At 60.3% G+C, this 19,520-nt stretch carries 23 protein-coding genes and 1 pseudogene; 14 read left to right on the forward strand and 10 right to left on the reverse strand.

Annotated features, from left to right (window positions below; genetic code table 11):
* Positions 1-39 precede the first annotated feature (39 nt).
* From DBZ32_RS16005 to DBZ32_RS22155, 10 genes are all read left to right on the forward strand, one after another.
* Positions 40-687, forward strand: coding sequence for a MarR family winged helix-turn-helix transcriptional regulator (locus DBZ32_RS16005; RefSeq protein WP_119168181.1), 648 nt, complete (start codon positions 40-42; stop codon positions 685-687).
* Complete coding sequence (locus DBZ32_RS16010) at positions 684-1,001, forward strand: DUF6522 family protein (protein WP_119168182.1); 318 nt, start codon at positions 684-686, stop codon at positions 999-1,001. The genes DBZ32_RS16005 and DBZ32_RS16010 overlap by 4 nt, the downstream gene beginning before the upstream one ends.
* Before the next feature lie 49 nt (positions 1,002-1,050).
* On the forward strand, positions 1,051-1,221 hold the full coding sequence (locus DBZ32_RS22145; protein WP_162906792.1) for a hypothetical protein: 171 nt from the start codon (positions 1,051-1,053) through the stop codon (positions 1,219-1,221).
* On the forward strand, positions 1,211-1,459 hold the full coding sequence (locus tag DBZ32_RS16015) for a zinc-finger domain-containing protein (RefSeq protein ID WP_119168183.1): 249 nt from the start codon (positions 1,211-1,213) through the stop codon (positions 1,457-1,459). Before DBZ32_RS22145 ends, DBZ32_RS16015 begins: the two co-directional genes overlap by 11 nt.
* A gap of 90 nt (positions 1,460-1,549) precedes the next feature.
* Positions 1,550-1,984 (forward strand): rhodanese-like domain-containing protein, encoded by a 435-nt coding sequence (locus tag DBZ32_RS16020; RefSeq protein WP_208539256.1) that lies wholly within the window; start codon positions 1,550-1,552, stop codon positions 1,982-1,984.
* Positions 1,903-2,580, forward strand: a complete 678-nt coding sequence (locus DBZ32_RS16025) for a response regulator transcription factor (RefSeq protein WP_119168185.1) — start codon at positions 1,903-1,905, stop codon at positions 2,578-2,580. The genes DBZ32_RS16020 and DBZ32_RS16025 overlap by 82 nt, the downstream gene beginning before the upstream one ends.
* 8 nt (positions 2,581-2,588) lie before the next feature.
* A complete protein-coding gene (locus tag DBZ32_RS16030; protein ID WP_119168186.1) occupies positions 2,589-3,926 on the forward strand; it encodes a sensor histidine kinase in 1,338 nt (445 codons plus the stop codon).
* An 84-nt stretch (positions 3,927-4,010) separates the two neighbouring features.
* Positions 4,011-4,148 (forward strand): hypothetical protein, encoded by a 138-nt coding sequence (locus DBZ32_RS22150; protein WP_162906793.1) that lies wholly within the window; start codon positions 4,011-4,013, stop codon positions 4,146-4,148.
* Positions 4,149-4,190: 42 nt separating this feature from the next.
* Positions 4,191-4,529 (forward strand): NirD/YgiW/YdeI family stress tolerance protein, encoded by a 339-nt coding sequence (locus DBZ32_RS16035; protein WP_119168187.1) that lies wholly within the window; start codon positions 4,191-4,193, stop codon positions 4,527-4,529.
* 101 nt (positions 4,530-4,630) lie between these two features.
* Entirely contained in the window at positions 4,631-4,783 is a 153-nt protein-coding gene (locus DBZ32_RS22155; RefSeq protein WP_162906794.1) for a hypothetical protein, read from the forward strand.
* A 207-nt stretch (positions 4,784-4,990) separates the two neighbouring features.
* Here DBZ32_RS22155 and DBZ32_RS16040 read toward each other — a convergent pair.
* Positions 4,991-5,877 (reverse strand): annotated as a pseudogene (locus DBZ32_RS16040) (integrase core domain-containing protein).
* Positions 5,878-6,433: 556 nt separating this feature from the next.
* Positions 6,434-7,204, reverse strand: a complete 771-nt coding sequence (locus tag DBZ32_RS16045) for an SDR family NAD(P)-dependent oxidoreductase (protein WP_119168188.1) — start codon at positions 7,202-7,204, stop codon at positions 6,434-6,436.
* Positions 7,205-7,369: 165 nt separating this feature from the next.
* On the opposite strand from DBZ32_RS16045, the gene DBZ32_RS16050 reads away from it, so the two are divergent.
* Positions 7,370-8,260, forward strand: a complete 891-nt coding sequence (locus tag DBZ32_RS16050) for a LysR family transcriptional regulator (protein WP_407923503.1) — start codon at positions 7,370-7,372, stop codon at positions 8,258-8,260.
* On the opposite strand, the gene DBZ32_RS16055 is transcribed toward DBZ32_RS16050, so the two are convergent.
* The 3 genes from DBZ32_RS16055 to DBZ32_RS16065 all read right to left on the reverse strand — a co-directional run bounded on the left by DBZ32_RS16055 (position 8,252) and on the right by DBZ32_RS16065 (position 10,458).
* On the reverse strand, positions 8,252-9,316 hold the full coding sequence (locus DBZ32_RS16055; RefSeq protein ID WP_162906795.1) for a Vgb family protein: 1,065 nt from the start codon (positions 9,314-9,316) through the stop codon (positions 8,252-8,254). The two genes, DBZ32_RS16050 and DBZ32_RS16055, sit on opposite strands and share 9 nt — an antisense overlap.
* A 560-nt stretch (positions 9,317-9,876) precedes the next feature.
* A complete protein-coding gene (locus DBZ32_RS16060; RefSeq protein WP_268877949.1) occupies positions 9,877-10,290 on the reverse strand; it encodes a DUF4112 domain-containing protein in 414 nt (137 codons plus the stop codon).
* Between the two features lie 9 nt (positions 10,291-10,299).
* Positions 10,300-10,458 carry a YqaE/Pmp3 family membrane protein gene (locus tag DBZ32_RS16065; RefSeq protein ID WP_119168190.1) on the reverse strand — a complete coding sequence of 53 codons (159 nt, stop codon included), beginning with the start codon at positions 10,456-10,458 and terminating at the stop codon, positions 10,300-10,302.
* Positions 10,459-10,673: 215 nt separating this feature from the next.
* On the opposite strand from DBZ32_RS16065, the gene DBZ32_RS16070 reads away from it, so the two are divergent.
* From DBZ32_RS16070 to DBZ32_RS16080, 3 genes are all read left to right on the forward strand, one after another.
* Positions 10,674-11,048: a hypothetical protein gene (locus DBZ32_RS16070; RefSeq protein WP_119168191.1), complete on the forward strand. Its 375-nt coding sequence runs from the start codon at positions 10,674-10,676 to the stop codon at positions 11,046-11,048.
* Between the two features lie 138 nt (positions 11,049-11,186).
* Positions 11,187-12,950 (forward strand): mechanosensitive ion channel family protein, encoded by a 1,764-nt coding sequence (locus DBZ32_RS16075; protein WP_119168192.1) that lies wholly within the window; start codon positions 11,187-11,189, stop codon positions 12,948-12,950.
* Between the two features lie 118 nt (positions 12,951-13,068).
* Complete coding sequence (locus tag DBZ32_RS16080) at positions 13,069-14,337, forward strand: DUF2254 domain-containing protein (protein WP_119168193.1); 1,269 nt, start codon at positions 13,069-13,071, stop codon at positions 14,335-14,337.
* Between the two features lie 171 nt (positions 14,338-14,508).
* Here DBZ32_RS16080 and DBZ32_RS16085 read toward each other — a convergent pair whose 3' ends face one another.
* The 5 genes from DBZ32_RS16085 to DBZ32_RS16105 all read right to left on the reverse strand — a co-directional run bounded on the left by DBZ32_RS16085 (position 14,509) and on the right by DBZ32_RS16105 (position 19,361).
* The gene (locus DBZ32_RS16085) at positions 14,509-15,585 is read right to left on the reverse strand and encodes a zinc-binding metallopeptidase family protein (protein WP_119168194.1); all 1,077 of its coding nucleotides are present in this window, start codon (positions 15,583-15,585) and stop codon (positions 14,509-14,511) included.
* A 133-nt stretch (positions 15,586-15,718) separates the two neighbouring features.
* The gene (locus tag DBZ32_RS16090) at positions 15,719-16,156 is read right to left on the reverse strand and encodes a sll1863 family stress response protein (RefSeq protein ID WP_162906796.1); all 438 of its coding nucleotides are present in this window, start codon (positions 16,154-16,156) and stop codon (positions 15,719-15,721) included.
* Positions 16,157-16,455: 299 nt separating this feature from the next.
* On the reverse strand, positions 16,456-18,138 hold the full coding sequence (locus tag DBZ32_RS16095; protein WP_162906797.1) for a phospholipase D family protein: 1,683 nt from the start codon (positions 18,136-18,138) through the stop codon (positions 16,456-16,458).
* Positions 18,139-18,156: 18 nt separating this feature from the next.
* Positions 18,157-18,807 carry a Crp/Fnr family transcriptional regulator gene (locus DBZ32_RS16100; protein ID WP_162906798.1) on the reverse strand — a complete coding sequence of 217 codons (651 nt, stop codon included), beginning with the start codon at positions 18,805-18,807 and terminating at the stop codon, positions 18,157-18,159.
* 383 nt (positions 18,808-19,190) lie between these two features.
* On the reverse strand, positions 19,191-19,361 hold the full coding sequence (locus tag DBZ32_RS16105; RefSeq protein WP_119168198.1) for a DUF1328 domain-containing protein: 171 nt from the start codon (positions 19,359-19,361) through the stop codon (positions 19,191-19,193).
* Positions 19,362-19,520 lie beyond the last annotated feature (159 nt).

Consider the following 19,520-nt stretch of genomic DNA (forward strand, 5'->3'; position numbering starts at 1 on the left):
GAAATTATTCACTTGTCAACATAGTTTCGAAACGCTACTATGCAGTTGCGTCTAGCGGACCGGGAACAGGAGGTCGAATTGGACGGTCGCGTCATCGCCGAACTGATCCTGCATCTGGGGCGCATTGCCCCGGGCGACGGCCTTGTCGCGGGGCTCACGACGGGCCAGTGGGCCATCTTGAGGTATTTCACGCGGGCCAATCGCTTTTCGCGCACGCCGTCGGCCTTCGCGGCGTTTCACGGCACGACGCGCGGTACGGCCTCGCAGGCGATCAAAGGTCTGGTCTCCCAGGGTTTCCTCAAGCAAACCCGGTCCGAAACCGATGGCCGCAGTGTGCGACTGGACCCAACGGACAAGACCAGGGCCATAATCGCAAACGATCCTATCGAAGCCTTGGTCCGTGCCACGGACGCCTTACCCCCCGGCGTTCGTGGCACGCTTTCCCATACACTCCGACGCCTGCTGAGCCGGGTTGCAGTGGAGACGGAGAAGCCTCTTTTCGGCACCTGCGAAAACTGCGTGCATTTCCAAGACGGCGGCTGCCTTCCGGAAGGAGTGTCTGCCCATGCATGCGGGTTCTTGAATCAACCCCTCATGAACGAGGAGCTGGACCAGCTCTGCATCAACTTTGCGTCTGGCCACTCCGGGTCACCGAGAACCTACGGCGTCGGCGGCACGGAGCGATGAGCCAGCTTCCTTCGAAACAAGTCGTCGTGAGCGAGGGTCAGATCACGATCGAGGCTGGCCTGCTGGCGCCGAAACTCGGCCTTTCTGCCGAGCGGCTCAAGGACAAGATGACGAAAGGTCTGGTGACCAGCATTGCCGAAACCGGTGTGGGCGAGGATGTGGGGCGCACCCGTCTCACCTTCTTTTACCGGGCAAAGATCTGGCGGGTCGTCGTAAAGCCTGACGGCACACTCGAGGAGGACCCCCTGCGGCTCCCCGAACCGCGAGCGGCAAAAGACCGCCCAAGCCTGCTCGATCTCGTGGCGGATCTGTGATGATAGTCGTGCTCCTCTGCCGTCCTCGACTCAAAGGGGTGGCCCACCGATGAACGAGTCCAACGCTTGGGCCAGATTCACGACGGTCGAGCTGGAGACAAAGCGCGGAGAACTCCAGGAGCTGATCGACAGCGGCATGCTGACGGAGCGTTCGATGGAGCACCAACTCACGGAGATCGCGATCATCGAGAACGAGCTGGCGAGGCGCCATGGGGGCTGACAACTATGCCAAGTTCAAGAACGATCGCGGCGTTGGCGAAATCCGCATCGGCGTCAAAGAGTTCAAGTGCGCCGGCGCGTCGGCGCCCCAGGACCACCCGCACATCTATCTCGAGATGGGCGCGGCGGACAGCATTCTCTGCCCCTACTGCGCGACCCTGTTCCGCCACGATCCGCAGCTTGGCCCGCGAGAGGCGGATCCTCCCGACAGCCTGTTTTGGGACGCGAGAGAGGCATAGGAAAGCCGCTCGGAGCCTGAAGGGCGCGGCGCGCTGAACAGGAGACTGAAAATTACACCCCACGAAATCGACGTTCAAGCTCTGGCGGAGATGCGTGCCGCGAGGATCGCCCATACGGTGCTCGACCTCCGCGAGCCCGAGGAAATGGCGATCTGCGCCCTCGCGGACAGCCTGTGGATTCCCATGGGGTCTGTGCCGGAACAGATAGACAGCCTGCCTCGTGCGCACCCGCTCGTTGTGCTCTGTCATCACGGTGTGCGCAGCGGCATGGTGACCGCTCTCCTCCGCGAGGACGGCTGCGACAACGCCCGGAACCTGCGCGGCGGAATAGACGCCTGGGCGCGGTTGGTGGCTCCCGAGATGCCGCGCAGTGACTGCATTGACCTGTTATGGCAAGTTCTCATGATGCAATATCTTAAAGGCAAGGAGGAATTCGAACTTGAATGCGTGTCCTTCTCGTGGAAGACCACCCTGCTTTGGCAGAAGCCGTTTGCGATGCATTGGCACGAGCAGGCTTTGCGGTAGACCATGCAGCGACTTCTGCGGACGCGCGGGATCTGGCGACGGTCGCGGACTATGCGCTTGTTCTGCTTGATCTGGGGCTGCCTGACGGGGACGGACTGACGCTCTTGCCACATTTGCGGCAGGAGGGACGCGTGCCGGTGATCGTGCTGACCGCGCGGGATCACTTGGCCGACCGTCTGGCGGGGTTGGACGGCGGGGCCGACGATTATGTCATCAAACCCGTTGAGATGCCCGAACTGGTCGCCCGTTGCCGCGCAGTGCTGCGCCGCCCCGGCGACAGGTCGGGCACCATAATTACGCTGGGTCCGTTGAGTCTGGACACGGCAACGCGGAATGTCAGCGTTGGGGGCCACCCGGTGACGCTCGGCCGCCGTGAAGTGAGCGTTTTGGAACATCTGATGCGCAACGCCGGGCGCGTGTCTGCCCGCGCCGTTCTGGAAGAAGCCCTTTACGGGATAGACGATCAGGTCAGTCCGAACGCGCTTGACGCCGCTGTCTCACGCTTGCGCCGCAGCCTTGAGGCCGCCGGTTGCCCGCTGCCCATCGTGACCGTGCGTGGCATTGGCTGGATGCTGCCCCGCGAGATGTCGGAATGAGCCTTCGAATGGCACCCGCGCGCTGGTCGTTGGCACAGATCCTGACCCGCCGTCTGATCCTGATCGCCAGCGCCGTCGTCGTGCTTAACGTGGGACTCGTGGGACTCTATTACGGATCCGACACGCGCGAGTTGGAGACGCAGGTCGTGGCCGATGCAATGGAGCGGTTGGGCGCGGCGATCGAGGATGTGAACCTACCCGCCGATGCCCCCGTGCGGGACATCTACCGCAACCATCCGACGGCCTACGGATTCGCGCTGGTAGACCGCACTGGCACAGTGGGGAACACGATGAATCGCGCACTGATCCCGCCTGCCGCCGTTGCAATCTACGCCGACGACTGGATTACCCGGATGAATACACCGCAGGGCCGCTTGCTGGTGGGCGGGCATGAGTTTGCCGGACGCAGCGATGGGTTGCGCGCGGTGTTCGTCATGGCAGACGATCCAGCCAATCTGATGCGCCGTGCGTTCTTCGCTGAATTGCGGCGGCACGTTTGGCTGCCGATTCTGCCCATGGCACTGGTCCTGATTACCGCCAGCGCGCTGCTGATCCGGCGCGGTCTGGCCCCTGTGGCCGAGGCAGCCGCGTGGGCACGCGGCGTAGAGCCGGGGGCGACCGTCCCCGATCCGCCGCCCATGCGCGCCTCGGGGGAGACCGCCGATCTGATCGAGGCGGTTGAGCGCGCGCTCGACCGCCTGACCGCGTCGCTTACAGCAGAAAAGCGCCGCGCGGCAGAGGCGGCCCATGCCCTTCGCACCCCCGTCGCGGTGCTGGTCGCACGACTCGATGCGCTGCCGCCGGGGGAGGCGACTGAGAAGCTGCGCGCCGACCTCACCGCCCTGTCGCGCACCGTGCAGCAGGTGCTCGCTGCCGCACGCAGCGACACTTTGGACGTGGCGGAAGCCGAGCCATTGGACCTGCGGGACGTAGCCCGCGCCGTGACGACCGTAAGTGCGCCGCTGGCCTATTCCAACGGCATTGAGCTGATCCTGACGGTGCCCGATACCCCTGTCATGGTTCGTGCCAATGCCGAAGGCGTGGAGCTTGCGCTGACCAATCTGGTGGAAAACGCCGTGCTACATGCGGTCGTCTCTCCGGTAACGATCAGCGTCGGTCTCGGCCCCATCATACGGGTGCGGGATCACGGTCCGGGCCTGCCCTCAGGCGAGCCGCACCGCGTTTTTGAACCGTTCTGGCGCGGCCCAGATGCGCCCTCCGGCGGCGCAGGTCTCGGCCTGGCCATCGTGGAGCGGTTACAGAAGGCGCAGGGCGGAACGGTCGATGCCATCAGCCCCGAAGGAGGCGGTTGCGAGATCACGCTGACCTACCTTGCCGCCTCGTGAGATCCCGTCAGACTGCCGTCAGACAGGTCTGCGATACCGTGATCATCGGGTCGATGGTCGATTCGACAAATGATGGAGACCCCCATGTCCGACGTTGAAAAAGTGAATGTGAAGAAAGCCGCCTCCTGGCTATCCGGCGAAATCGAGGTGCGCCTGCCGAAAGCCTGGCTGGCCATCGGTGCCGTCGCCATTGTCGTGCTGCTGATCGTGGCGCTTGATTGATCCGGCGACAGCCAACAAGTCGAAATTGAAAGGAGTAAACCCATGAAATACGCCCCTGTCGCCGCCCTACTTGCGACGCTTGTCGCACCTCCCGCCCTTGCCGACCGCATCACCGCCATCGCTGACACGCAGCGCGGCACCATGGTGACAGTGCAGGGCACGGTCGAGCGGATCACGGATGAGGACGAGTTCCGTCTTGCCGACGCAACCGGCAGCATCCGCATATATGTCGGCCCCAACTGGGTGCCCGCCGATGTCGGCGAGACCGTGACAGTTAGCGGGTTCGTCGACGACGACTTTGTGCTTCCCCGCGAAATCTACGCCCGCAGTCTGACCCGCGCCGACGGCACTATCATCGCGTTCGAGCGACGCTACGAGTAACGCCATAGAAAAGAGGTCCGCGCGATCTGTGCCCGGGCGAGACACACTTTTCAGTCCTGCGCCAAAGCAGGATAGCATCCCCTCTCGCCGCATACATCGCCATGATCACCGTCATCCTGGACTTCGTCTCAACCCGCCGAGACTGGATGTTCCTCGTAGCCTTCCTCTTTGCGCTGGCCGAAACGCCGCTGATCGTGTCGGTATTTGTGCCCTCTACCGCGATCCTTCTGGGTACAGGCGGGTTGGATTCGTAACGATAGAGAGTCTCGTTTCCGTCTGGATCAACAAGTTTCGATAATATCGGGCTTACGTTAAAGTATTCGAAGTTGAGTTCTCTGTCATGGCTGTCAGTCACACGATCGACCAGACTGCGGCCATTGTAACTAATTGTTTGTTGGTAACCGTTAGGGCGCGTCACACGTGTCGGTGAGCGGCCTCCACGAGGTGGTCCAGTAGCAATGTTAGTGAAGGGTTGGTCTTTGCACCGGCGGTAGCCTGGCGGGCGGAGCCGCCCCTACGAGCGGAGCCGGCCAGGCGGGTGGCAGGAACACCGTCGTCTCGGGAGCCGGAGCCTGGTAGCCGATTGAGCTGTGCGGGCGCACGCCGTTAAAGTGGCGACGCCAGCTCTCGATCACGGTGCGGGCCTCGCGGAGCGTGTAGAAGATCTCGCCGTCGAGGAGTTCGTCGCGCATTCGGGGGTTGAAGCTCTCGATATAGCCATTCTCCCATGGCCTTCCCGGGGCGATACATGCGGTGCTGGCTCTCACCCCATGGATCCACTCCTGGACCGCTTTGGCAGCGAATTCGGGGCCCCTCATCCGCTCGACCCGCTTGTCGTTCATCAGCCAGCCGGCCTGGCGCAGCAATTCGGCGATCCGGCGATAGCCGTAGCGTCTGTACTGGCGTGCCAGCTCGATGATGTCCGCGCTCAGTCGCGCCTCGTCTTCTCGGCCTTGAGGGATTTTGCGCTGCGTAGAGCGATGCTGCTCGAGCACACGGCACACGCGCCGCTCCGGCAGATCCAGAACACAGCGGACGTGCTCCACGCACGCCCGCCGACGCGAAGGGCTCAGAAGTCTCCCCGTGCCGCCTCCTGCAGGATGAGCTTGTCCAGCGTCAGGTCGGAGATCGCCCGTCGCAGTCGCGCGTTCTCCTGCTCCAGATCCTTGATCCGACGGATCTGATCGCTCTTCAGCCCGCCGTGCTCCTTGCGCCAGCGATAGTAGGTGACTTCCGTCACGCCGATCTGACGGATCGCATCGGCCACCGGCATATCCTGGGCTGTCAGCACATCCACCTGTCGTAACTTCGCCACTATCTCTTCAGCTTTGCGCCTCTTTCTCGGCATCGCAGCCCTCCTCGTCAGGCTCCTCAAAGCCATACCTCAGGATGGACCACTTCAATGGGGGACGCTCAAGACGGTCATCCAAAATCCTTAGCATGAATGCCGGCCTATCAATCGGAAAGCAGTCATCCGCCAGCGGCAGACGGTTAGCTAAACACCCCAATCTGTCTCACGGTCGCCGGCGGGGGCAGACCTCGAGCTGGATTCTCGAAAGCCGAATTACGACGCGCGTTTTCAGAGCGGTTCGGCGTCAGTCCCTATCGCTCTCGGAAGTGCTTTGGACAGCCGGACGAAAAAAGTCGCGCCGGGAAACTGGCCCGCTCCCCAACTTGCCCAGCAGCGAGAGGCGAACACTGAAGGAGACACACGCTTCGAATTTACCGGAACACAGCATCTACGCCCGGCGGATTCGACGTACTCGTTTCGATCGGCGTTGTCGGGTGTGGGAGAGGATTTCGTTTGGACTATAAGCACCGCTGCGGCGCATGACGGATGTCTTCGGTCGAACCCCGGCTTCAGCGCGGGCAGTTCGACTCAGCCAATCTCTTGCTTTGGTAGGTCATCCGCGCTGTCCGGCAATCGCATAGCCGCCATCGACCAGCATCGCCTGTCCTGTAATGTTCGACGCTCGGTCGGACAGTAGGAAGGTGGCAAGCTGGGCTGTTTCCCGGGGAGTCCCCATACGTCCAATTGGATGAGTCGCAGCGAAGGCCTTGAGCACCTCAGCGTCGTGCTGGAAAGCGTCTCGGGTCATCTCTGTGTCGATGCCGCCCGGATTGATGTTGTTGATCCGGATCCCATGTGTCGCCAGCTCCAGAGCCGCTGCTCGCAGGAATCCGTCCATTCCAGCCTTGCTGGCGGAATAGACCGTTGAGCCTGGCAGTGCGCCTACGGCTAGCCAAGAAGACGTGTTAACGATGGCGCCGCCGCCATTCCTCGCCATATGCTGGGCTTGGGCCTGCACCGCCATCCACACCGCCTTGAGGTTGGTATCTATGGTGCGGTCCCAGTCACCTTCCGACTGTTCGAGCATTGGTGCGAAATTGCCGATGGTCCCAGCGTTGTTGAACGCGAAGTCGAACCTGCCGAAAGCCGACGCCGTCTCTTCGACAATGCGGGCGTGATCCGCCGCCACTGTCACATCGGCCGCGATGGCGACCGCCTCGCCGCCCCGATCGCGGATGGCCCTAACCAGGTCGTCTAGCTTGCCCTTTCGACGAGCGACCACCGACACCTTGGCGCCGTCCTCCACGAACAGCTTCGCAGCTGCCTCTCCGATGCCCGAGCTCGCGCCGATAACGGCGCCGGCCTTCCCGCGCAACAATCCCATCTCTATTTTCCTTCCCGGTGTTTCGTGATCAATCGAAGAGATGGATGGGCGCGCGCCAAACTATAATTGTCCTGCGAAGCCCTGCTCAATTGCGCACCGCGCAACTATCTCTATCCCATGTCTACCAAGATGCTGACCCAGATGGACAACGATCGCATAGCTCTGATGCGGGCCTTTGTAGAGAGCGCCCGGCGGCTAAACTTTGCCGCCGCGGCGCGAGAGCTGGAATTGACACCCTCGGCGCTTGGCCGGCGTATCCAGCGCCTCGAGGACCGTCTTGGTGTCGCGCTGTTCGTGCGGAGCACCCGGCGCGTCGCGCTGACCGATGCCGGAATGCTTTACTGGCGACAGAGCGAAGAAATCCTCTCCGCCATCGCGGAGGCCGACGCCAGCACCAGTTCCCTTGGGGAGCGGCCGACCGGACTATTGAGGATCTCAGCGCCGGCAAGCTTTGGTCGCCTGCATCTGTCCGGCGTCTTGCCGAGCTTCCTTCAGGAAAACCCCGATCTCCGAGTCGATTTGACCTACACCGACCAAATCGTCGATGTGATTGAAACTCGCGTTGACGTCGCGATACGGATCGGCCAGCTTGAGGACTCTGGACTGATAGCGCGCCTTCTGGCGCCGAACCTCAGGCGCCTGGTGGCCGCGCCGGCCTATCTCGCCTCGGCCCCGGCGTTGAACGCTCCGCAAGATCTGCGGGCGCACCAAACCCTGCATTTCTCGCACCTGCGCGGCGGCGAGACTTGGACTCTTCAGCGAGACAAAGAAGTGGCGCGCGTCCCGATTACACCGGTGCTGCGCTCCAACGATGCGCTGGCGCTCTGTGATGCGGCGCTTGCCGGAGAGGGGATCGCGCTGCTAGCGGATTTCATCAGCGGAGCCGGGTTGAACGACGGACGCCTCGTCTCAGTTCTGGATGATTGGCGGATCCCGGACACCGGAATCTACGTTGTCTATGCAGCCTCGGAGTATGTACCGTGCAAGATCCGGACATTCGTCGATTTCCTGGTTGCGAACTTCTCGAATGGGGTTTGTCCAACCAAATCAATCTAGACGGTAACGCCGCACATAGAACGTTTCCGGCGGGACGTCTGAGCGGCGGCGCTCTGTGAACCGGTGGCCGAGTCCTGACTCGGTCACGTAGATAAGTGCGGGATCGGCCGCGTCGATCAGCAGATTGACCGGCATATCAAGGTCCTCGGCCAGTGTTTCCACTGGGCGCGGGCCTTCGGCCAGAGGATCGACGATTCGGGTCAACTTGCCGTTTCCACTGGCCACTCCGCCCTCGACCAGCAATAGGTCGCCGTTCCGGTCGACGGCGAAGCCATCTGGATTCTCAAGCGGCCGCTGCAGTTCGAGACGGCGCATCTGTGTGCCGTCGGCCTTCGGTTTCTCGATGACGAAGATGGCGCCCGAGCCATAGATCCCGACGAGGAGGGTGCTCCCGTCGGACGCAACGGCGATCCCCGCCGCTCCGACACCATCAATTCCTTTGCCATCCGACGAAAGGCGCTGGTCTGTGACAAGAATAGATAGACGGTTGGCGCCGGCCGGAAGCGTCAGGATGCGCGGCACGCTCGTGTCGGTTATAAAGAGAGAACCGTCTGCGCCGAGAGCCATGTCGTTGCCGAAGCCTGCGTCCGGCATCATCAGCACAAGATCGACGGTGCCCGTGTCAGCGTCGCGAGCAAAGATGCGATGCGCGCGCCGCTGGCTTCTGCCGTCGGGCTGTTCGATCCCAAGAAAGTCCGGGGAAGCGCCCCACAAACGGCGGGCATTCTGGCCGAAGCGTAGGGTCGTGCTCGCAAAGACAGACGGATCGTCTACATCGAAGCGTCCGATGTTCCCGCCGTTGATTTTGACGATCTGTCCACTGACCACCGACCCAACGAGCAGGGCCCCATCCGGCGCCTGGGCAATGCCATTTGGATAGAGGAAGCCGGCAGGCAGTACGATTGGGTCAAGAACCTCGAGTTGTGCCGCATGGGACGCCGATGCCGCTCCAAGCGACAGGGCCAAGGCTACCGAGAGACCCAGAATCGTTCGAGGCCTAGCAACTCGTCTCGCGGCATACCACTCCACCAGCTTTCGAAAAACGCGATTTTTCATCACACACTCCTCCGTAGCCTCTCGATGCGCCTACGATCAGGCGGCGAATTTGCGTGCGCGGCTAAGCCGCACACTGTTCGTTGGAGGTGGTGCTAGGACCCTCAGTCTTTAATCGAACTTGGATCGAATGGAGAATTGCTTGCCATGCAATATTTGATCTCCACATAGAGATTGAACGCTGATCGTGGGGCGGTTCAATAGCGATCGACACCATTGCTCGAGTGATGACCAAGAGGTGCTGTTGGATCGTTTTGTATATTCATGCCGCAGATTGGAAAAGACCTTGCTGATGTCGTCGGTTGCGCGCCCCCGCAACCAAAACACCGGAAAACAAAAACGCTCGAAAAAAGCGGCCCGTCGAGGGCCGCTTTTTGTCGTTCGCCCCCATCTCGACAAAAGACGACCGTAACTCTCCTGGAATCTACGGAACCAGCGATCGCAGGCTTGCCAATCTCCACGCCTTCTTAGGTCTCTCCGGCGCCAGTCTCCAATTTTCCGCTGAAGAGTAGGCTGCTAGAGATCTATGTCGAAATACACCAATGGTGTATCGACTTGGAGCTTCAAGAGAGACTGTCGCATGACGGGCTGCGATTCTCAGCCTTTTCCGTCGCGTTCGTGTAGCTGGCGTCAGCCAGGCTTCGGCGCAGCAGATCGATGTTATTTCGGTTGGCTTTGAAGCCAACGTCGAACAGGTCGCCGATCAGGGGAATGCTGCCGAGCAGGCTATCGAGCGCGATGTTGAAGATCATCCGGACAAGAACTGTCTTCGGTATCCCTAGACGAGCTGCCTGTCCGACTATGTAGGCGGCAGGAATCAGAGATACGCCGTCTCCGATGCCGGGCACAAGCCCCACGATCGCATCCAGCCCGAAGCGAATGTTCGTCCCGGGAATGCGGAACCGGCTGTCCATCCAGTCGGCCAGACGCGCCAGTCTTTCGGTTTGATCCGGTTCCTTCTCCCGCGGCAGTCTCACGTTAGAGTCTCACTTCTTTGCAATGACCCAGACGGCGTGGACGATGCCGGGAATGTAGCCCAACAGGGTCAGAAGAATGTTGATCCAGAAATGCTTGCCAATGCCAACCTGCAGGAACACGCCCAAGGGGGGAAGCAAGATCGCGATCACAATACGGATCAGATCCATCGATACACTCCGAATGTTTCGGGAAAGGGGTCACCCTGCTTCGAGGGCATGTTGGTTTAACTGACTAAGCGATGATTTGGTTCCTGAAGGCCTTGCGGGGCGGGGGCCTTGCTTGCCTGTACCGATCGCCTGCTCTCTCTTTCTGGTGACACACAGGCGGGCCTCCGGGAACCAAGAGAGCTGTGCAACGTTGATAAGCGAACCCGGGAGAGAGGATGTCGATCATGCGACGTTTGGGCCTGTGCACGGCGGTAAGTGCACTGTTCTGTCTGACATATTGGAGCCCGGCGTCGGCCGCCTCGCAAAGCTGCCTGGACGAAGTAGGTGCTGTATCCGCAAGCTGGGCGGCCGTTCAGGCTGAGAATGCCGGTGACGAGGAGCCGGCCACTATCACCGTGGATACGGACGAAGGTCTCACCGAAGTCCCTGTCGAGGATGCCGGCCCGACGGAAAACTGGTTTGGTCGCCCTCCTGAAGCCGAGGTTGTTGAGCGGGATCTAACCGCTGCCCGGGAAGCGGCCGAGAGGGGGGACGACGAAGCCTGTCATGAGCACTTGAACAACGTTAAGTCTCTTCTCGAGGACGGTTGAGTTCCGGGTCAGTTCTGTCTGAAGGAAGGCGGGTTTATTCGATCGGCCCTACTGGAAGCCGCCTCGCTTCCACCCGGGGCGACTGCGCTCTAGGCTGCATCTGCGAACGACAGCGCTGCAGTCCAGAGGTAGACAGGTATGAACGCCGATATCCACACAGCCAGCCCGGCCCGCCTGACGACTGCGTGGTATGCTACTTCGTGTGCTGCTTGGCCGGCCGGTGCCGCTCTCCGGGCGATAAGCTGCGGATTGCTTGCAGTTCTTCTAGCTACGTCACCGCTGTGCGCCCAGGAAACAGTGGAGTGGTTTGAGGTCGGTCGACTGAACCCCGACTTGCCGGATGTGCCCGACAGTCTGGACCGGTCCACGCCGCGCGGTGCGCTTGAAGGCTTCCTCGACGCGCATGACGTTTCGGACACGACGTTGGCTGCGCACTTCCTCGATGTCTCTAGTCTCGAAACGGATCAACAGAGGCTGCTGGCGCCTCTGCTGGCACGTAAACTGGGAGAAGTCATCGAACGTCGAGTGCTGATCGATTGGACGGATCTTCCGGATCGGCCCGATGCCATGCTCGAGAGTGTCACCGATAGCGATCCTGTGGCCGGTATGCCACGACGTAGTGTCAGCATCGGGATCCTCGATGTGGCAGGCCGACCGGTCGACATCCGCCTGAACAGGCTGAAACCCGAAAACGCAGACGCGGTGTGGGTCTTCTCGCGGCAGACCGTGCGTAACATCGATCGTCTGTACCTCCGCTATGGGCCCGGCTGGTTTGAAAGCAGCCTGCCGGACGCGTGGCTGGAGAAGTCCTATCTGTCGCTCCGGAAGTGGGAGTTCGTCGGGCTGCCGGTCCTGATCGGCTTTGCCGTTGTAGTCATATTTGTTATTCGATGGATCGTCAGCGTCTTGGCCGACCGCGCGCCGTGGCACATGGCACGCAACGCAGCGTGGGCGGCGCGAACGCCCTTGGGGCTCTTCGTTGCAGCCGCAACGCTGGATTTTGCGACGACGGATGTTATCGCTTTTTCTGCACTGATCACGACCTTCCTCTCTCCTCTGTTGCTTGCTGGCATGGTCATCGCCGTCACGCTCGCGATACTGCGCGCGATCGACACACTCCTCGACGTGGTCACGCAGCGCTACGTCGGCGAAATCGACGATGAGCAGAGTGCCGAAGATCGCAGTTTCTACACGTCGATCTACGCGGTCCGCCGCATTGTCGTTCTCCTCGCCGTGACCCTGGGTGTCGGCGTCGTCATGGTGCAGTTACGCTTGTTCGAAACCTTGGGTATGTCGCTCTTGGCGTCTGCGGGTCTGGTCACGGTGCTTTTGGGCATCGCCGGTCAGACCGTACTTGGCAACATACTCGCGAGCCTTCAGATCGCGATCGCAAAACCGATACGTATCGGCGACAGCGTCTACTACGAAGGCGACTGGGCTTACGTGGAGGCGATATTTTATACCTTCATCAGGTTGCGGACCTGGGACGACCGCCGACTTATCGTCCCCGTAAAGTACTTCGTCTCGAATCCCTTCGAGAACTGGTCGATGGAGGATGCGCGGATGACTCGCACCTTCGTTTTGGTCGTGGACCATATGGCGGATGTGGATGCGCTTCGCGAGACCTTTCTCGAGTTGGCGAGTGCAGATGAAGACGTCATCGAGCACGAAGATGCCAAGGCGTTGGTCATCGATCACGATCACAACGGGATGCACGTTCGCTTCTATGCTGCCGCGAGCGATCCGACTGCGGCTTGGAACATGCATGCTCGCCTTCGCGAAAGCATGCTCTCTTGGATCCGGGATACTCATCCGGAATGGTGGCCGCGCGAGCGAGTCATCGATGCATCGCACCAGGGAACGGCCGTTCGCGGCGGCTCTGTCGGCGATCCGGGCGGGTGAGAGGTCGGTCTCACGAGGGGGTGGGTCCTCAGTGGGGCTGCACTGTTGTACGACCGTCGACCGATAGCGACGCCTGTTTGGTGTCCTACCGTTACCTATGAAGGGAAGTTGATCTGCAATGAAACTTGGGGCGAAGCTCATCAAGATTTCACAGGATGTACGAGCCAGCTACTGGTTCATTCCTTCGGTCATGCTTTTCGCAGGCACCGTTCTCAGTTTCGTGACGCAGACGCTCGATCGGACGGTCGACGGCGGTTGGTTCCTGGAGCTGACTGGGTTTGCTCGGACGCGCCCCGACGGCAGCCAAGCCGTCCTCTCGACGATTGCCGGCTCCACGATCGGTGTGGCAGGCGTCGTATTCTCCATGACCATGGTCGCAGTCTCCTTCGCCAGCGGCACCTATGGTCCCCGCCTCATCGGGAACTTCATGCGGGACCGTGGAAATCAGCTTAGTCTAGGGATCTTCATCAGCACGTTCTTCTACACCCTCTTGATTCTTCGCTCTGTTCGCAGCAGCAACGAAAATCTCGGCGAGGGCGATTATCTAGAAGTCTTCGTGCCGCACGTCTCTCTCATGACGGCGACTGGTCTTGCCCTGGTTTGTCTTTGTGCTTTGATATACTTCATTCACCATATTCCCGAGACGATAAACATTGAAAACATAGTCTCGAAACTCGGGCGACAGCTTCAAAAAGGCATCGACGACAGGGCGGGGGGTGTTTCAGGCATCGACGCAGAGACGTCTGCCGACGAATCCAATTGGTCCGACCAAACAGATCACCAAGCGGCTTGCGTCGTTACGAGCGATCAGACGGGCTATGTACAGGCACTGGACGTAAAGCAGCTCGATGAACTGTCGAGGCAGCACGACCTCCGCGTTCGTGTCACCGTGCGCGCAGGCACCTTTGTTGTCGCCGGGACGGAGGTGATGGTGGCGTGGGCTCCCAAACCTCTCGCCGATGCGGACCTGCGGACCCTCCAGGCGTCTATCGCTATAGGACAAGCGCGAACACCCTTTCAGAATGTGGAGTTCATCATTGACCAACTGGGTGAGATCATCGCGCGCGCATTGTCGCCTGGCGTCAACGATCCCTTCACGGCAATTGCATGTCTTAACTGGCTGGAAGCCGGAACTGTGCATTGGTTGCGTCACGTTCCGGCCACGGAACGAAATCGCTACGGAGCACGTTTGTCGATATCCGATCTGACCTTCGAGGAGTTTCTGGACGCAGCCTATGGACGGCCATTCCCTTATATCGAAAGCGATCCCAATGTTCGGGCTCACGCCGTGGCGAGCCTGCAAAGAGTCCTCGATTTGGCGCATGAGGATACCAGGAGACCTCTGACTGAGGCGACGAAGGAGCGCTTTGCGACAGCAGGATCCTGAAGAAACAGGGAGTCGGTTTGAGCCGAAAGCTCGTATGCTTGTTGTCACGGCGAGGGAAGGCTTGCATCTCTCGGGACCAGTACCGGAGTCAACGATCCGGAGGGTTGGCTTAGCGACTTGCAGAGCTCTTGGAACTGGCGTTCCGGTCACCGCGGAGCTGCGCGTTCCTGTCTAGGAAGCCAGACTATGGCTGCGGATGAGATCATGAACGAATTGCAGTTTTTCCAGAACCTTTGGGGCTAGAACGAAAGGGTAGAGATCTGGCTGACCCATACTCTGATTCAGACTGTTGACCGCAAAAGTGAGCGGCAGCCAAGCTTCGATGAGATCGGGGAAGATGACTTGATCGTAGGGATCGAAGTCGATCTGTAGTCTCTGAGGAGTCTGCTTCCGCTGCGGTATGGCAAGGCTCAGACCGAAGGCTTCCGCCGTCTCCAATGTATCGAGAATGTGAAGGTAGTGTGACCAGGTCTCTGCGAAATCTTCCCAGGGATGGGCGCTCGCATAGCCGCTTATGAAGCTTGACTGCCAATCCTCGGGTGGGCCTGTGTCATAGTGGCCGTCGAGCGCTGCGCCGTAATCCTGGCGCTCGTCGCCGAAAAGACTTCGGAAGCTCCTGAGTTCGGGCGTATCTTGAACCAGTCGTTCCCAGTAGTGATGGCCGACTTCGTGGCGAAAATGGCCGAGCAGCGTCCGATAGGGTTCCGTCATGGCGGCGCGCGAGCGCTCGCGCTCGACCGGGTCCGCTTCGCCGATATTGATGGTGATCAACCCCTGGGCATGGCCTGTAATAGCCTGAGGCCCTTCTCGGAACGTCGTGCCCGAGCCGGCAACGAAGTCGAAGGCGAGTCCGCGCGCTGAATCGTCCAGTTTGCTGATCAAGGGAAGTTTCAGGCGCAACAGCGCATAGACGAGGCGATGCTTGGCGGTTTCCAGGCGTTGCCAAAGCAGCAGGTTCTCGGAAACATCGAGATTGGGGGTCGTCCGGTTGAGTTTGCAGGCGCCGCAGAAGGAGTCTTCACTTCCCGCAGGCACCAGCCAGTTGCAAGCACCGAAGTCGGCGTTGATACAAAATCGGACCGCGTCTCCAGGGTCTGCCAGACTCCGCCAGCGACCCTCCGTCTCTTGTTCCAGGGCACTTAGCAGCGTCTTGTTCGACAGATAACCGAGCCGATAACCGCACTGCTCACAGTGGGTGTTCTCGAAGTAGAGAGTCTGGCCGCAGTTCTGGCACGCGAAGAGTTTCATTCTATCGTCTTACGAAATGAATGGAGCGCCTGGTCGAGCATAGCACCGGCCGTATCGCCGCTACGATGCCTTTCCAGGCGCTCCAAGAGTGCCAATCCTCAGGCTGGCGCAGATTCGCTAGCTGATCTCTTTTCTAAGACGTTAGGTCGTTCCAGGCTTCTGAGATGGCGTCGGAGAGGTCCGAATAGGCATCCGCGAAGGCATCGCGGATGTCATCCCAGGTATCGCCTGAATCTTCTCGCAGTTCCTCCAGCTTCGCTGCGACGTCGGCACGACGGGCCTCAAGCACCGCCTTCTGTTCGCGCCACTCTGTGGCAGCTTCATCCCCGGCTTCTTCGATACGGAGATCCAGCTCGGTCAGTCGGTTATCGATCTGGTCGAGCAGGTTCTCACCGGCTTCGATCGCCTCCTCGCTCTGCTCGGCCGAATACTGCCTGAAATTGGCGATGCCCTCTCGCGTCTCTTCGGATATCGTGGTCTCATTGCTGGATGCTTGCACCGACGGTGCAGCGACTGCGATTGCAAGTGCTGTCGCGCCGGCATAGAAAAGATGTTTGATCTTCATTTTCATTTCCTGTTCCGGTGATTGCTGCGATGCCCGACATCTGCAAAGGGATCGCCCGAGAAGCCGACACACTAAAAAGATGCTTCTAGTGTATTCCGAGTGTCAGCGGACTCCCGCAGATCTCTTGGCGTCTCGACGAGCTTATCGTTCGTCGAACCTGGTAAGTGCGAAACTGTCGCTTGCCGTTTCGTACAGTTTTGTGACCAAGAACGAACGCGTTCGAAGGAGTTTGGTTCCAAGCGGCCGCTCACAATCCGAGCTGGGCGATACGATACGGCCAGATCGTTCGTTTGAAAGAGCTGTCTCTACAGCAGATTGGTGGGCACGAAGAAAACCCGCTTGGCGAAGCTTCGCGCTCGCTCCAGAGGGTAGGGGGCGATCAGCGGTTGCCGCGTGTGAGGTGACGGACCCTCCGATGCGGCCTTTTTCCACATTTGAAACGCAGCTTCGCCCGCAGGAGCAGCCTGCCCGTCGAAGCCGTCGCGAAGATGCGCCGACCACAGCCGTGCTTGAAAGGCCTCCACCGCCGTCGGATTGGTCCAAACCGCACCGCATTCGGTATCCCAACGCAAACTTCGGCCGTTCAGATTCGCTGAGCTGACGATGGCGGAGCTGGCGTCGCTGATGGCGATCTTGGAGTGTAAGTAGACAATTTCACGCCCGTCCACGGCGTTGCGTTCGCCGGTTTCCTCGCCGGAGGCATCGCGGACCAATGAGTAGGCAGCGAAGCGGTCCCCAAAAGCCTCGGCGACCAAATCAATCGCTTGAACTTGAAGCCATTCGCCGTGTCGGGCATCGATGCCGCCGTTCCCTTCGAACGCAACGTCCTCCGGTGCTGCCGGCACCACCAGGATCAGGCGCAGGTCGCGTTTTTGCCGGCCCGCCGCGGCAAGAGCTTCGGCAAGGTGCGACGACCGGAAGAACTGAGTCTCGATGTAGAGAAGGCGCTGACACTGCGCGATCTGCGCCAGGTGCGCCTGCTCTATTTCTTTCACGATCGTTCGAGGGCCGAACGCGAAGAAGGATGGCGATCGTCGCGAGAGAGTGCGCACAAGCTGGAGTGTGCCGGCAGTATCGAGATCGGATTGAGCGTCCGCGGTCTCGTCCGCCATGGCCTCTACCAGTTCAGGTAAGTCATGCCGCGGCGCACCGAGCGTCGTGAGGCGGGCGTTGAAACGCGGAACCTCGCGGTTCCAGCAATCAACGAAGTGCTGGCGTGCATCGCTGGCAATCGCACCGGCCGATATCAAGCTGACATCATGCCATGTCTGGTCTGCGGGCCTTTGGTGAGCGTGGTCGTCGTATCGACGTTCGTTGATGTCGAGACCACCAATTATCAGAGTCTTAGCATCGATCACAGCGAGTTTCTGGTGATAGGTAGCCGGATAGAGGCGCAGGGTTGAAGTTGTGCGCCGCTCCACCATATCGCCGCGTTGGTGCAGCAAGCCGCGCAGTCCGGGCGAGCGCTCTACCAGTTCGACATCGGGTCCCTTCTTTGCAGCCCGCCTGAGAAGACGGCGCAACTGGAGCCGAACGAGTGGCCAGAAAAGCCTGCGGGCAAACGGACCGAACTCGCCTTCGTGCAGCGCCGCGATGAGGCGGAGCGATCCTGCACCGTCGCTGGCTTCCGGTGATCGCGCACGGAAGCCTTGCACCGACTTCCAGGTTTTCTGATGAAGATCGTTGGCAACCACGGGCTCGAAGTCCGTCAGTAGAATCCGTACAACAAGGCCACGTGCTACGGCATCGGCGATCAGATCGGCCCAGGTGGCAAGCCCCCGTGCGGAAGAGGTCGCACTTCGCAGGCGCGTTTCAGGGTCGAGTACGCGAAAGCCGAGCAAGACCTCGCGCTCTGCGGCAAGAACCGCATCTTCGAGTCGAGGATAGGCTTCGCTCGCAGAAATCAACGCATCCGTGCCTTCGTCGGCTCGAAGCGGCGCGGCGGTAAGGACAGGGGCACTCAGAGACGACTTCATTACAGCGGACAAGCGCCTCTGGATCTGCGGCTAGATAAGGGGGCGGACTATAGCAGGGCGCCTCTCGTAGCGGGAGGTTTCTTCTAGCTGTTTTCGATCAAGAATGACGATACCGTCCGGCGATTGTTCCACAAGACTGCTTTGCTGCAGTTTCACTAGAGCGCGTTCCGCGTGGTGATGCGCTACGCCTAGGGTGTCCGCCAAAAGCGAGCTGTCCAGAGGTATGTTCAGATTGCCGTTGCTCGTCGGGCTAACCTCATCTGCAGTGTCGTGCAGTGTCAGGATAAGAAAAGCAGCCCCCTCTAGAACCGAGCGACGCCTGAGGCTGGCGAGCATCTCCTGCTCCGCGGCCACCGATTCGGTCAGTTTTCGGGTCAAGGCGAGTGCGAGCGGAGGCTGTTGGCGAAACACTGCCTCCAGTCCGTCGCGGTCGAACACGCAGAGAGTCGCCGCGGTCAGCGCGGTAACGCTGCAACGCATCCCTGGCGACAGCACGGCTTGAGTCCCCAAAAGATCGCCTGGAAATCCGAAGCCAAGTATCAGCCGAGTCTGGCGGCGGCGGTGTTTGTGCCAGAACACCCATCCGTCCAGCAGCGTAAAGAAGTACGGGCTGGTATCGTCCTCCAGCAGAATGGTCGCACCGGGATCGACTGTGAGCTCACCTGCTTTGAACTGCGACATGAAGCTAAGCTCGTCCGCAGAGAATTGCCGGAACGCCTTGTTGCGGCGAAGCGGACAACTATCGCATGTCGTGAAGGTCGAAGATGCCATAGGGGGTGCTGAGTCCCAACGGTTTGCAGGGCGACTACAGGCACTGAGGTGTTCCGTCTCTCCATTCCGGACTCCCCAGCTGATAGGGGCCCAGAAATGCTCCCGACTGACTCTGGTTGCTCTGGTCTCGGCCCCTGCCAACCGTCGGCCGCGGATCTAGGTGGCAAGTTCTTGTCCGGTGGACTTGCCACACCGTGATGTTGGTAACGGTTTGATCCGCTGTCGTTCCGGGTTCTCATTCATCTGTCGAGGACAGAGGCTTCATCAGCACGTAGTGGCTCGGGAAACCGTAGCTACCGTCGAGCGCCGCGGACGAAATGCATCACCAAGGACACCACGAGCAGCACAAGGAAAATGAAGAAGAGAATCTGCGCAATTCCAGCAGATGCACTGGCGATGCCACCAAATCCGAAGACCGCTGCGATGATGGCAACCACCAAGAATAGCAAGGCCCAACCAAGCATAGGGTGCTTCCTTTACACTACTGATTCCGGGCAGCAAGGGCCGACCCGATCCTTCACGCCCAACGGCTCACAGGTCAAAGAGTTCCATGGCTCGAGGCGATCGGATGGGAATCCCAATGCTCCCTCGACTCAGACTGTTGGGATAAGCGGTGCCAATAG

This window comes from Algihabitans albus (assembly GCF_003572205.1).
In the GTDB taxonomy this organism is placed as follows: domain Bacteria; phylum Pseudomonadota; class Alphaproteobacteria; order Kiloniellales; family DSM-21159; genus Algihabitans; species Algihabitans albus.

Coding starts and splice junctions, on each gene's coding strand:
- DBZ32_RS16005 (WP_119168181.1), top strand. CDS start 40: ATGCAGTTGCGTCTAGCGGACCGGGAACAGGAGGTCGAATTGGACGGT.
- DBZ32_RS16010 (WP_119168182.1), top strand. CDS start 684: ATGAGCCAGCTTCCTTCGAAACAAGTCGTCGTGAGCGAGGGTCAGATC.
- DBZ32_RS22145 (WP_162906792.1), top strand. CDS start 1,051: ATGAACGAGTCCAACGCTTGGGCCAGATTCACGACGGTCGAGCTGGAG.
- DBZ32_RS16015 (WP_119168183.1), top strand. CDS start 1,211: ATGGGGGCTGACAACTATGCCAAGTTCAAGAACGATCGCGGCGTTGGC.
- DBZ32_RS16020 (WP_208539256.1), top strand. CDS start 1,550: ATGCGTGCCGCGAGGATCGCCCATACGGTGCTCGACCTCCGCGAGCCC.
- DBZ32_RS16025 (WP_119168185.1), top strand. CDS start 1,903: ATGCGTGTCCTTCTCGTGGAAGACCACCCTGCTTTGGCAGAAGCCGTT.
- DBZ32_RS16030 (WP_119168186.1), top strand. CDS start 2,589: ATGGCACCCGCGCGCTGGTCGTTGGCACAGATCCTGACCCGCCGTCTG.
- DBZ32_RS22150 (WP_162906793.1), top strand. CDS start 4,011: ATGTCCGACGTTGAAAAAGTGAATGTGAAGAAAGCCGCCTCCTGGCTA.
- DBZ32_RS16035 (WP_119168187.1), top strand. CDS start 4,191: ATGAAATACGCCCCTGTCGCCGCCCTACTTGCGACGCTTGTCGCACCT.
- DBZ32_RS22155 (WP_162906794.1), top strand. CDS start 4,631: ATGATCACCGTCATCCTGGACTTCGTCTCAACCCGCCGAGACTGGATG.
- DBZ32_RS16045 (WP_119168188.1), bottom strand. CDS start 7,204: ATGGGATTGTTGCGCGGGAAGGCCGGCGCCGTTATCGGCGCGAGCTCG.
- DBZ32_RS16050 (WP_407923503.1), top strand. CDS start 7,370: ATGCGGGCCTTTGTAGAGAGCGCCCGGCGGCTAAACTTTGCCGCCGCG.
- DBZ32_RS16055 (WP_162906795.1), bottom strand. CDS start 9,316: ATGAAAAATCGCGTTTTTCGAAAGCTGGTGGAGTGGTATGCCGCGAGA.
- DBZ32_RS16065 (WP_119168190.1), bottom strand. CDS start 10,458: ATGGATCTGATCCGTATTGTGATCGCGATCTTGCTTCCCCCCTTGGGC.
- DBZ32_RS16070 (WP_119168191.1), top strand. CDS start 10,674: ATGTCGATCATGCGACGTTTGGGCCTGTGCACGGCGGTAAGTGCACTG.
- DBZ32_RS16075 (WP_119168192.1), top strand. CDS start 11,187: ATGAACGCCGATATCCACACAGCCAGCCCGGCCCGCCTGACGACTGCG.
- DBZ32_RS16080 (WP_119168193.1), top strand. CDS start 13,069: ATGAAACTTGGGGCGAAGCTCATCAAGATTTCACAGGATGTACGAGCC.
- DBZ32_RS16085 (WP_119168194.1), bottom strand. CDS start 15,585: ATGAAACTCTTCGCGTGCCAGAACTGCGGCCAGACTCTCTACTTCGAG.
- DBZ32_RS16090 (WP_162906796.1), bottom strand. CDS start 16,156: ATGAAAATGAAGATCAAACATCTTTTCTATGCCGGCGCGACAGCACTT.
- DBZ32_RS16100 (WP_162906798.1), bottom strand. CDS start 18,807: ATGTCGCAGTTCAAAGCAGGTGAGCTCACAGTCGATCCCGGTGCGACC.
- DBZ32_RS16105 (WP_119168198.1), bottom strand. CDS start 19,361: ATGCTTGGTTGGGCCTTGCTATTCTTGGTGGTTGCCATCATCGCAGCG.